The following is an 11,165-nucleotide window of genomic DNA, read 5'->3' on the forward strand; positions in this document are numbered from 1 at the left end:
AGCTCCCCGTGCGGAGACGCCGTCAGTCCTGCTCCCGCGTCCCTTCGTCCATGCGGTCGAGATCGGCCAGCACGGTGTCGATCGCGGTGATCTCGGCGGCGAAGTAGGCGGAGCCCCAGGTCGCGACCAGCGCCGGGTAGGGCAGCTTCTGGTCCAGCTCGGTCCTGAGCAGGGTGAGCCCGTTCGTCTGCTCCACCGCCCAGTCCCGGTACTCGGTGAGGATCTGCCGCAGCCTGCGGTGGTCGGTGTGGTGCCCGAAGAACAGGCGCAGCGCGACGGAGTGCTTGAGCAGCGGGGGACCGACAGGGGCGTGGTCGAGCCAGTCGCGGAAGACCTTCATGCCGGCGTCGGTGATGCGGTACAGCCGCTTGTCCGGGCGGCTCTTCTGCTCCTCCAGGTGGACCTCGACGAGCCCGTGCTGCAGCAGCCTGCGCAGCTCCAGGTAGATCTGGCTCTGCGCGGGGCTCCAGTAGAAGTAGCGCATGTTCATCGCCCACTTGCGCAGGTCGTAGCCCGTCACCTCCTGCCCGAAGGACAACAGGCCGAGCACCGCGTACGCCGTCGCGGGCAGCGCCGGGTCCTGGCTGGGCACTTCATCCTGCGCCACGGGGGTCTCCTGCGTCCTGACGTGCGGTGAGCTGCTCCACGACAGTCTGCCATCCCTTCGTGTGTCCTAAGCGGACGAGCGGCGCCGCGAGGGTTTGGCAAGGCGGGATAAGCGACCGCCGCCGGTCGCGGGCTATCAATCGAGGTGAGGGAAAAGGCACGCCACCGCAAGGAGAATCCCGATGGCACAGCGCACCACGGCCCGGCACGCCAGGAACAGCTCCGCGGCTGTGATCGTGTTCACGGCGGCTCTCGCCGCCACCGCCTGCACGGGCGGAAGCGACAAATCGGGCCAGCCGCCCCCCAGTGCGCCACCCGCGTCCACCGCCCCGGCGGGACCGGGGCTGTCGTTCACGGCCGCCGCGAGCAGCCCGGTCGGCGACAACCCGCGCGCGATCTCGGCCGCGGACTTCGACGGCGACGGCGTCCTGGACCTCGTCACGGCGAACCTCGGGCCGGGCGACGCGTCCGTGCTCTTCGGCGACGGCCAAGGGGGCTTCCGGGAGGTCACGACGATCCCCGCCGGTCCGGCCGCCCTGCGCAACGTGACCGCGGACGTCAACGCCGACGGCTTCATGGACGTCGTCACGATCAACGTCAGCGACGAGACCGTCACCGTGCAGCGCGGGGACGGCAAGGGCGGGTTCACCGAGCCCACCGTCCACGCGACGGGAGACGGCCCGTCCGGTGTCACCGCCGCGGACTTCGACGGCGACGGCAACCTGGACCTCGCGACCGCCAACTACGACGGCGACAACGTGAGCGTGCTGCTCGCCGACGGCGCCGGCGGGTTCGCCGCGCCGGTGCACCTGCCGGCCGGCAACGGTCCCGCCGACATCGTCGCCGCCGACTTCAACGGTGACGGGCGGATCGACCTGGCCTCCGGCAACCACCACTCCGACGACGCGAGCATCCTGCTGGGCAACGGCGACGGCACGTTCGCCCCCGCGGTGTCCGCCGCGGCCGGCAACGGTCCACACGGGATCGTCGCGGCCGACTTCGACGGCGACGGCAACGTCGACCTCGCGACCCCCGACTACGAGGGCGACACGGTCTCCGTGCTCCTCGGCGACGGCGAGGGCGGCTTCGCGGCGCCTCTGGTGATGCCGGCCGGTGACGGTCCGACCGGGATCGCGGCCGCCGACCTCGACGGCGACGGCGACATCGACCTCGCGTCCGCGAACTTCGAGTCCGACGACGTCTCGGTCTTCGCGGGCGATGGCAGGGGCGGGTTCGCCGCGGCGATCGCGGTGCCCGCCGCGGACGGTCCGATCAAGATCGTCGCGGGAGACCTCGACGGCGACGGCAAGGCGGACCTGGCGGTGGCGAACTCCCACGACGACAACGTCGTGGTGCTCAGGAACACGACCGCCGGTCGGTGAGCTCGTCAGTCCCGGGGTTCCCACAGCTCGAACCAGTTCCCCTCCGGGTCACGAGCCCAGGCGAACCGCCCGTAGTCGTACTCCTCGACCTCGTCCCTGACGGTGGTGCCGGTGGAGCGCAGCCTGGCCAGCACGGCGTCCAGGTCCGCCACCCGGAAGTTGACCATCACCTGCTGGGCGGGGTCGTGGAAGTACGCGGTGTCCCGCGGGAACGGTCCCCACACCGTCGGCCCCGCCTGCTGGTCCCACATCCGCTCCTCGCCGGTCTGCTCGCCGTCGCCGGGGCTGATGGGGATGCCGAGGTTGTCGCGGTACCACCGGGCCTGTGCCCGCGGGTCCTTCGCGCGGAAGAAGACGCCGCCGATGCCTTGGACGAGGTCCATGTGTTCTCCACTGATGTCCGGAATATCCGAAGAGTGCAAGTTGTGTGACAAATAGTCATACCGACTGTAGGGTGTCCAGTCATGCGCCGCCCAGTGCGGCACGCGGTGTCCGGAGGGGTGTGCCGGCATTCGAGCCCGGCGGAGAGGCGATGATGACCGCAGCGATCGTGGCTCGGGAAGTCGTGAAGAAGTACGCGTCGGTGACCGCGCTCGACGGCTTCGACCTCGAGGTCGCCGAGGGCACGGTGATGGGCCTGCTCGGCCCCAACGGAGCGGGCAAGACCACGGCGGTCAGGGTCTTCGCCACTCTCATCCAGCCGGACAGCGGTCAGGTCGAGGTCGCCGGCATCGACGTCGTGGCGAACCCCCGCGCGGTGCGCGAGGTGATCGGCCTGTCCGGGCAGTACGCCGCCGTCGACGAGCTGCTGACGGGCTACGAGAACCTGGAGCTGATCGGGCGGCTCCACCACCTGGGCAAGAAGGGCGCGAAGGCGCGGGCGGAGGAGCTGCTGGAGCAGTTCGACCTCACCGAGGCCGCCGGCAGGCGCCTCAAGGAGTACTCCGGAGGCATGCGCAGGCGCATCGACCTGGCGGGCGCGCTGGTGCGCCGGCCCAAGGTGCTCATCCTCGACGAGCCGACGACCGGTCTCGACATCCGCAGCCGCGAGGCCACCTGGGACGCCATCGGCGAGCTGGTCGCGTCGGGCAGCACGCTGCTGCTCACGACGCAGTACCTGGAGGAGGCCGACCGGCTGGCCCACCGGATCGCGGTGATCGACCACGGCAAGCTGATCGCGAACGGCACCGCCGACGAGCTCAAGGACCAGGTCGGCGGCCACCGGCTCGAGGTGGCGCTGAGCGAGGCCGCCGACCTCGACCACGCGCGCGCCGTGCTGGCGCCGATCGGCCACGGCGAGCCCGTCACCTCGCACGAGGACCGCCGGGTCGTCGTGCCGGTCGCGGCCGCCGGGGGAGTGCTGGTCGAAGGTGTGCGCAGGCTCGACATGGCCGGCATCGAGGTGGTCGACGCCTCGGTGCGCAGGCCCACGCTGGACGACGTCTTCCTCGCGCTCACGGGCCACCGGGCGGACAAGGCCGGGCAGAACGGTGAGGGCGTGAAGGCCGAGGAGACGAAGGACGAGGAGCCTGTTCGATGAGTGCGGTGGGACTCGCCGTCGGTGACGGCGTGGTGCTGGCGAAGCGCAACCTCACCAGGACGTTGCGCGTGCCGGACCTGATGATGTCGTCGCTGATCATGCCGATCATGTCGACGCTGCTGTTCGCCTACATCTTCGGCAGCGCCATCCAGGTGCCGGGGGTGTCCTACACCGAGTTCCTGCTCGTCGGCGTGTTCGTGCAGACCGTGGTGTTCAACTCGGTGATCACCGGCTCGGGGTTGGCCGAGGACATCCAGAAGGGCATCGTCGACCGGTTCCGGTCGCTGCCGATCTCGCCGTACTCCGTCCTCATCGGACGGACGATCAGCGACCTGGCCAACAACGTGCTGTCGATCGTCGTCATGGTCGTGACGGGCCTGCTCGTCGGCTGGCGCGTGGACAGCTCGGTGGGCGAGGCCGCGGCGGGTTTCCTGCTGCTGCTGGCCTTCGCGTACGCGCTGTCGTGGGTCCTGGCCGTGGTGGGCCTGTCGGTGCGGGCGCCGGAGGTGGTGACGAACGCCAGCTTCATGATCATCATGCCGCTGTGCTTCATCGCCAACACCTACGTCAGCCCCGAGGGCTTCCCGTCGGTGCTGAGGGTGATCGCCGAGTGGAACCCGGTGTCCGCGGTGACGCAGGCGGTGCGGGAGCTCTTCGGCAACACCAACCCGGACTTCCCGCCCGGTGCGGCGTGGCCGTTGCAGAACGCGCTCCTGGCGTCGGTCCTGTGGATCATCGTGATGCTGGTGGTGTTCGTGCCGTTCGCGACCAGCCGGTACCGCAAGGCCGTTGCCCGCTAAGCGGTTCAGCCCTCCGCGCGCACGGACTCGTTCCGTGCGCGCGGTGTGCTGAGGTCAGAACGTCAGACCGAGCTGGTTCGCCACGGTCAGGAAGTCGTAGTACAGCGTGCCCTTCGAGATCTTGCCGTCGCGGAACTCGTAGAGCTCGCAGCTCAGCCCGCGGATCCGGTTGCCCGTCGGCGCGTGCTCCCCGCCACCGGGCAGCGGGAACGGCGCCGTGTGCGTGCCCTCGTTGACGACCTCGGCGACCGCGAAGTCACCCTTGACCACCAGCGACTGGATCGTCGTCAGCGCGTCGGGCATCGGGATCCGGTTCGCCGCCTGCCGCTGCTTCCAGCCTTCCCTGCCGCGCACCACCTCACCCGACGGCACGTCGATGCCCTCGTAGTCCTCGGTGAGCAGCGCGCTCGCCGCGTCGAGGTCGTTGTCGTTGAACTTCTGGTAGAGCGCGCGCAGCGTCTCTTCGTTGCGGAGTTCGTTCGTCACGCCGCCTTCTCCGTCCCGGCCCGCGAGCAGGCCGTGCGCAAAATCGCCGAGCTGTCGGCCGAATGATTCGATTTCGCTCATCTCTCCCCGTTTCCAGGCAGTTGTACGACCCGTTCTACGGGGATGCCTCCGAGTCTTTCTTCTTCCAGTGTGCTCAATGTCGATTTCGGGCTTCGTGTGATTGGGCAAGCGATGAAAAGCCTGGTGGCTGCCCTGCGCCGGACACTGGAAATCGCAGTCGACCGAGTGCGAGGAGAAGTACATGGGCGCCGCAAAACGCGTTTCCCGAAAAGTGGCCGGATCTCTGCTGGCGGTGCTGCTGGTCGCCGGCTGCACCACGAAGTCCGAACCGGGTCCCCCGCCGGACGCGTCGCCGCAGCCGCAGCCGACCGCGACCCTGCCGACCGCGGGCACGCCGGAGCCGGTGCCCGCGCCCGCGAAGCTCGCGTCGTTCGCCCCGGCCGCGACGTTCAAGGGTGGCGACGCCTCCGCCGACATCCTGGCGGTGGACCTCAACGGCGACGGTCACCTGGACCTGGCGACGCCCAACTACAACTCGAACGACGTGGCCGTGCTGATCGCCGACGGCAACGGCGGGTACGCGGAACCGCTGGTCCTCCCCGCGGGACGCACTCCCAACGGGATCGCGGCCGGCGACTTCAACTCCGACGGCCACGAGGACCTCGTCGCCGCGAACCTCGGGTCCGACGACCTTTCGCTGTACCTGGGCGACGGCACCGGGAAGTTCAGCGAGCCCACCACGTTCCCGGCGGGCGACGGACCGGCTCGCGCCGTGGCGCGGGACCTCAACGGTGACGGCTTCCTCGACATCGTGACGCCCAACCTCAACGGCGACGACGTGACGGTGATGCTCGGTGACGGCCAGGGCGGGTTCGCCGCGCCGTCGCACCACCCGGCGGGCGACGGCGCGTTGCGGCTGTCGGTCGCGGACCTCGACGGCGACGGGAAGCTCGACCTCGCGGTGTCGAACTACAACTCCGGTGACATCACGGTGCTCAAGGGCGACGGCGGTGGCCGGTTCGGCCCGCCCACGGCCTTCCCTGCCGGTGACACCTCGGCCGGCGCCGCGCTCGCCGACTTCAACAACGACGGCGCGCTGGACATCGTGAGCGCCCTGTACGAGGTGGACCAGATCGCCGTGCTGTTCGGCGACGGCAAGGGCGGCTTCGGCGGCCCGGTCGTGCTCGGCTCCGGTGCGCACCCCTCGGACACGGGCGTCGGCGACTTCAACGGTGACGGCTTCATGGACATCGTGGCGCCGAACTTCGACTCCGACGACGTGAGCCTGCTCTACGGCGACGGCAAGGGCGGGTTCTCCGCTCCGATCAGCATCAGGGTCGGTGCCGGTGCCCCCGCGATCGTGGTCACCGACTTCAACGGCGACGGCCTGGCCGACTTCGCGACAGCGGACTCGCTCGCGGACACGGTCTCCGTGCTGCTCAACACCACCGGCGGCTGACGCCGGCCCGGGCTGCTCGTTCCCCCCTCGCCCAGGGCCTGGCCGCGACCGCCGTGCCAGAAGGGGTTCTCCGCCGGTGTGGTCACCCGGCGGGGAACCCCTCGTTTCCGTTGTGTCAGGAAGACCAGAGGCCCACGTGGTTGCCGTCCGGATCGCGGATGATCGCGCACAACCCGTGGGCGCCACCGATGTTCATGAGCGGGCGGTGCAACGTGGCCCCGGCGGCCAGTGCCACTTCGAGAGTCGCCGGAATGTCCTCCACGAACAGGTACAGCACGCTCGACTCGCGCCCCACGGCGTCATCGGGAGTGGCCGAGCGCGCGATGCCGCCGTTGCCGCTGGCGCCGTCCGCCGTCTTGATGACCAGGTAGCCGTCGAGGCTTTCGTCGGCGTCGCCCAGCGGCTCGAACGTCCATCCGAACACCGTGCCGTAGAACTCCGCCGCCTTGGTGACGTCGCTGACGTGGATCTCGAACCACGCCAGCGCACCGCGTTGAGGGAACATCGGGCCTCCGATCGCAAGATCACTACTTTATAGTCAAGTGATCTGTGAAATAGCTAGGCGAGAGAACGCCTGCTCGTTGACCCAGTATATAAACCAGAAGTAACCTTGTCTTCTTCGGACAGAGGAGTTCGCGATGACCCAGCTCGCCGGACATCCTGGCCCGGTCGTGTGCTTCGACCCCTCGGCCCCCGAGGTCCAGCGTGATCCCTACCCCTCCTACCACTGGCTCTTGCGCCACGACCCGGTGCACCGAGGTGTCAACGGCATCTGGTTCGTGTCCCGTTACGACGACGTGCGCGCCGTTCTCGGCGAGGACCGCCTTGTGCGCCAAGGCATCCGTGACTTCTGGTCGCAGCTCGTCGGTCCCGGCCCGCTCAGCGGCATCCTCAGCAGGACCGTGCTGTTCCAGGACGAACCCGACCACACGCGGCTGCGGTCGCTGGTCGCGCCCGCGTTCTCGCCGCGGGAGGTCCGCGCCCTGGTGCCGAAGATCGACCGCCTGGTCGACGAGCTGGTCGACCCGTCGGCGGAGCGGCTCGACGTCGTCAACGACGTCGCCTACCCGTTGGCGCTGGGCGTGATCTCGGCCGTGCTCGGTCTGCCCGCGAAGGACAGGGACCTGTTCCGCGCGTGGTCGTTGCGGATCGGCCCCACCCTCGACCTCGCGGCCGGCCCGGCGGAGATCGCCGACGGCCAGGAGGCGATGACCGAGCTGACCGACTACCTGACGGACCTGATCAGGACGCGCCGCGGCGGCGACGACCTGCTCGGCGTGCTGTGCGCGGACAGTGCGGTCAGCCGGGAGGAGGTCATCGCCATGGTGGTCACGCTGATCTTCGCGGGCCACGAGACCGTGACCAACCAGATCGGCAACGGCGTGCTCGCGCTGGCACGGCACCCCGCCCAGCTCAGCCTCGTGCGCGCGCTGCCCGACCTGGTGCCGGGCGCGGTGGAGGAGATGCTGCGGTTCGACTCCTCCGTGCAGTCCAACAGCAGGCAGCTCGTGGAGGACATCGAGTTGCAGGGCAAGACGTTGCGCAGCGGCGAGCTCGTGGTCGCTCTCATGGGCGCCGCGAACAGGGACCCCTTGCGGTTCACCGATCCCGACCGGTTCGACGTCACCAGGAGCGGCGTGCACCCGCTGTCGTTCGGCAGCGGCATGCGGCACTGCGTCGGCGCGGTGCTCGCCAGGCTCGAGCTCGCCGCGGTGTTCCGCGCCCTCGTGCGGCTGCCCGGCTGGCGGCTGGCGGCGGATCCCGACGACCTCCAGTACCAGCGCAGCACGATGTTCCGCGGTGTGCTGTCGCTCCCGATCGCCTTCTCGGCGCAGACCTAAGAGGAGAACGCCATGACCACCGCCCCCGACCGCTCGGACCCGTTGGTGGTGCCGAACAGCCAGCACCACGTGGGCCTCAGCATCCGCGGCCGGCTGACCGTGCTCTTCTCCGACGGCGAGACGCTCGACTGCGCCGACGTGAAGGGCCTGAGCGCGGTCCGCAGCTCCGCGGAGTTCATCACGCTGCCCGACGGCAGGCCGCAGATCCCCGTCACCCGCCTGATGACCCACTTCCACTCCAACGAGACGGGCCTGCTGATCCAGCAGAACCCCGCCCGCCCCAACCTCGGCCTCCTCACCGGCCTGCAGCCGGGCGGGGCGGAGGCGCTGCTGCCCGCGGACGTCGTCTTCGAGCAGTACCTGATCATCAGCCTGCGCGGCAGCCTCTACCTGAACCTCGACCCGCTGGTGATGGAAGCCAAGGCCATCACGACGTTCCCGCCCGTCGGCACCACCTTCCTGTCCCGCACGCCGACGACGTTCTACGACGTGACGGAGCTCGAAGGCGGCCTGTACGCCACCGAGCCCGGTTCGGCGAAGCCGCGGCTCGCGCTGGCGTCGACGAGCGTCTGCGGCAGCCACGTCACGCACGAGATCGAAATCCCGACGGACTGACCGTGCGCGTCGCGGTCGTCCTGCGGGCTTTCGAAGTGCTGGCCGTCCTGGCGGTGACGGGCGTCCGCGCGCTCTTCTCGCGCAGGCGCCCGGAACTGCTGACGGACGCGGTGATTCGGCTAGGGCCCGCGTTCCTCAAAGTGGCGCAGCTGCTCAGCACACGGGTGGACGTGGTGCCGCTGGAAGTCTGCCGCGCACTCGCGCGTGTGCACGACGACCTGCCTGCGGCGCCCGTTTCGTTGGCACTGCGCCGTTTCCCTCCCCGGCTGCGCGACGAGATCGTGACGGTGGAGCCCATCGCGGCGGGCAGCATCGCGACCGTCTACCGGGCAGAGCTGCGGGACGGCCGCCACGTGGCGGTCAAGGTGCGGAGGCCGGGCATCGGCCGAGTCGTCGAACGCGACCTCGCGCTCCTCGCCGCCCTGGCCCGGCTGGCGGAGTCGATGCGCCTGCTCGGCGGGATGCCCGTCGTGAACGTCGTCAGCGAGATCGCGGACGCGGTGCGCCAGCAACTCGACTTCGACGCAGAAGCCTTGGCACTGCGGGAACTGAGCACGAACCTCGCCGCCCTACCCGGCGTCCGGGTGCCGGAGGTGGCCGAGGAGCTCTGCGGCCCCGGCGTCCTCGTCATGGAGCACCTGCCGGGGCTGCGCGGCGGAACCGTGTCCCCGGAAGCGAAGCGCGCGGCGACCCTCACCGCGCTGCGAGCCGTCTACCAGATGATCTTCCTTGACGGCCTCGTCCACTGCGACCTGCACCCCGGCAACCTGTACCCGATGCCGGACGGCTCCGCCGTGATCGTCGACGCGGGCTTCTGCCGCCGCACGACCGGAACGGGCCGCAACGCGTTCGTCGAGTTCTTCTACCGCATGACCCGCGGCGACGGCGCGGCCTGCGCGGAGGTCGTGCTGGCCACGGCAACCGCCGGCGAGCGCTTCGACCCGGAAGGCTTCCGCACCGAGATGATCGAGCTCGTCGAGTCCGCGACACGCGACTCGATCGCGGACTTCGCCCTGGTGCCGTTCACCGTGCGGCTCTTCGCCGCGCAACGAGAACACGGGCTCACCGCCGACCCGGCGTTCGTGTTCCCGATCCTGTCGCTCGTCGTGCTGGAAGGGACTTTGCGGGAGGTGTGCCCGGACGTCGACTTCCAAGCGGAGGCGCTGCCGTTCGTGTTGCGCGGCATGATGACCTGACCGGTGTGTTCCTCGGGGGGCCTGCTTGATTCGCGCAACCTGGGAGAAGGGATGGATTCCGCGCAGTCGGTAACGTCCGGCTTACTTCAGGTTCCCGGACGGAGCTGAAAAAATGACTACTCATGCCGGGGCGTGGTCTGCGTCTGGCTCGCTGAACCAACGTCACCACAAGCTCGCGCTCAACCTCTTCATGTTCGTCGTCCTAGCGCACTGGGCGGAGCACATCGTGCAGGCGGTGCAGGTGTTCCTCTTGGAATGGCCGCGCCCCCAGGCAGGTGGCGTGCTCGGCCTCTGGATCCCGTGGCTGGTGACGTCCGAATGGATGCACTACGGCTACGCCATCATCATGCTCGTGGGTTTCTTCGCGCTGGCACGAGGTTTCACCGGACGCTCGAAGAAGTGGTGGAAGATCGCGCTGTGGATCCAGTTCTGGCACCACATCGAACATTTCCTGCTGCTCCTGCAAGCACTCACGGGCCGCAACCTGCTCGGCTACCCGCAACCGATGAGCATCCTGCAACTGGTGCTCCCGCGAGTAGAGCTGCACCTGTTCTACAACCTGATCGTGTTCGTCCCGATGATGGTCGCCGTCTACTTCCACATGCGCCCCTCCCGGGAAGACCGCGCCGAAATGCGCTGCACCTGCGCGACCGGAGCGGCCTGACGTGCACGACCACGTCTCAACCGTGCCCGTACTAGCCGGCCCGGTACTGCTCTACCTCATGCTGTACCTCTCGGTTCCGGCGGTGGCGGGGTTCGCGATCATGCGGATCATCACGCCACCGCCGCACCGGAAAGACGCGCTCCTGGTCACCGGCGCCTCCACCACGGCCTTCCTCGTGGCGATGCTGCTGGTCCCCGAAATCGGCCTGCCACAACAGGTTCTCGTACTCCTGCTCGCAACCGGCATCGCACCGTTCGCCCTGTGGTGGCGCACACCGCACCTCCTCATCCGCGTGACGTGGGCAGCACCGTGGCTCGTAGCCGCCGCCACCGCGACAGCCGTGCTCCGCGCCCCGTACGACCTGCCCGGCAGCTTCACCGCCGCCCTGACCGCCGTGTCCTGGCTGACCCTGTGCGCCCCCCGCTCACGACCGGGCCGGGTGGCGTTGCGGCTGACGGCGGGAACGCTCGGCCTGGCGGTGGTCGCCGTGACCGCCCAGGTCGCCTCGGCAGGAGGCTGGTTGTAGCCGCCGACCGACAGTGCGATCCATCACCG

General features: G+C 69.4%; 13 protein-coding genes. 9 read left to right on the plus strand and 4 right to left on the minus strand.

Going from position 1 to position 11,165, the window contains the following annotated elements:
- Positions 1-22: 22 nt before the first annotated feature.
- Positions 23-607 carry a PadR family transcriptional regulator gene (locus BLT23_RS21280; protein WP_218133815.1) on the minus strand — a complete coding sequence of 195 codons (585 nt, stop codon included), beginning with the start codon at positions 605-607 and terminating at the stop codon, positions 23-25.
- A gap of 181 nt (positions 608-788) precedes the next feature.
- Here BLT23_RS21280 and BLT23_RS21285 point away from each other — a divergent pair, with 181 nt between their 5' ends.
- Positions 789-1,988 (plus strand): FG-GAP repeat domain-containing protein, encoded by a 1,200-nt coding sequence (locus BLT23_RS21285; protein WP_090051550.1) that lies wholly within the window; start codon positions 789-791, stop codon positions 1,986-1,988.
- Positions 1,989-1,993: 5 nt separating this feature from the next.
- Here BLT23_RS21285 and BLT23_RS21290 read toward each other — a convergent pair whose 3' ends face one another.
- Positions 1,994-2,371: a VOC family protein gene (locus tag BLT23_RS21290; protein WP_090051551.1), complete on the minus strand. Its 378-nt coding sequence runs from the start codon at positions 2,369-2,371 to the stop codon at positions 1,994-1,996.
- A gap of 152 nt (positions 2,372-2,523) precedes the next feature.
- On the opposite strand from BLT23_RS21290, the gene BLT23_RS21295 reads away from it, so the two are divergent.
- Both BLT23_RS21295 and BLT23_RS21300 read left to right on the plus strand, forming a co-directional pair.
- Complete coding sequence (locus BLT23_RS21295; protein WP_090051657.1) at positions 2,524-3,528, plus strand: ATP-binding cassette domain-containing protein; 1,005 nt, start codon at positions 2,524-2,526, stop codon at positions 3,526-3,528.
- Positions 3,525-4,328 (plus strand): ABC transporter permease, encoded by an 804-nt coding sequence (locus tag BLT23_RS21300; RefSeq protein WP_090051552.1) that lies wholly within the window; start codon positions 3,525-3,527, stop codon positions 4,326-4,328. Before BLT23_RS21295 ends, BLT23_RS21300 begins: the two co-directional genes overlap by 4 nt.
- A 54-nt stretch (positions 4,329-4,382) precedes the next feature.
- On the opposite strand, the gene BLT23_RS21305 is transcribed toward BLT23_RS21300, so the two are convergent.
- Entirely contained in the window at positions 4,383-4,814 is a 432-nt protein-coding gene (locus tag BLT23_RS21305; protein ID WP_090051553.1) for an ester cyclase, read from the minus strand.
- 292 nt (positions 4,815-5,106) lie between these two features.
- Between BLT23_RS21305 and BLT23_RS21310 the strand changes: the two genes are divergently transcribed.
- Positions 5,107-6,294: an FG-GAP repeat domain-containing protein gene (locus BLT23_RS21310; RefSeq protein ID WP_218133816.1), complete on the plus strand. Its 1,188-nt coding sequence runs from the start codon at positions 5,107-5,109 to the stop codon at positions 6,292-6,294.
- 115 nt (positions 6,295-6,409) lie between these two features.
- Here the strand turns inward: BLT23_RS21310 and BLT23_RS21315 are convergent, their stop codons facing one another.
- Complete coding sequence (locus BLT23_RS21315; RefSeq protein ID WP_090051555.1) at positions 6,410-6,799, minus strand: VOC family protein; 390 nt, start codon at positions 6,797-6,799, stop codon at positions 6,410-6,412.
- A 133-nt stretch (positions 6,800-6,932) separates the two neighbouring features.
- Here BLT23_RS21315 and BLT23_RS21320 point away from each other — a divergent pair, with 133 nt between their 5' ends.
- The 5 genes from BLT23_RS21320 (at position 6,933) to BLT23_RS21340 (ending at position 11,136) form a co-directional block, all read left to right on the plus strand.
- Positions 6,933-8,135: a cytochrome P450 gene (locus BLT23_RS21320; RefSeq protein WP_090051556.1), complete on the plus strand. Its 1,203-nt coding sequence runs from the start codon at positions 6,933-6,935 to the stop codon at positions 8,133-8,135.
- A gap of 12 nt (positions 8,136-8,147) precedes the next feature.
- Positions 8,148-8,750, plus strand: coding sequence for a hypothetical protein (locus BLT23_RS21325; protein WP_090051557.1), 603 nt, complete (start codon positions 8,148-8,150; stop codon positions 8,748-8,750).
- Between the two features lie 2 nt (positions 8,751-8,752).
- The gene (locus BLT23_RS21330) at positions 8,753-9,946 is read left to right on the plus strand and encodes an ABC1 kinase family protein (RefSeq protein WP_218133817.1); all 1,194 of its coding nucleotides are present in this window, start codon (positions 8,753-8,755) and stop codon (positions 9,944-9,946) included.
- A gap of 112 nt (positions 9,947-10,058) precedes the next feature.
- Positions 10,059-10,610, plus strand: a complete 552-nt coding sequence (locus tag BLT23_RS21335) for a hypothetical protein (RefSeq protein WP_090051558.1) — start codon at positions 10,059-10,061, stop codon at positions 10,608-10,610.
- A gap of 1 nt (position 10,611) precedes the next feature.
- Positions 10,612-11,136, plus strand: coding sequence for a DUF6239 family natural product biosynthesis protein (locus BLT23_RS21340; protein WP_281248870.1), 525 nt, complete (start codon positions 10,612-10,614; stop codon positions 11,134-11,136).
- Positions 11,137-11,165: the final 29 nt, after the last annotated feature.

The organism is Lentzea fradiae, from assembly GCF_900100955.1.
GTDB classification, from domain to species: Bacteria; Actinomycetota; Actinomycetes; order Mycobacteriales; family Pseudonocardiaceae; genus Lentzea; species Lentzea fradiae.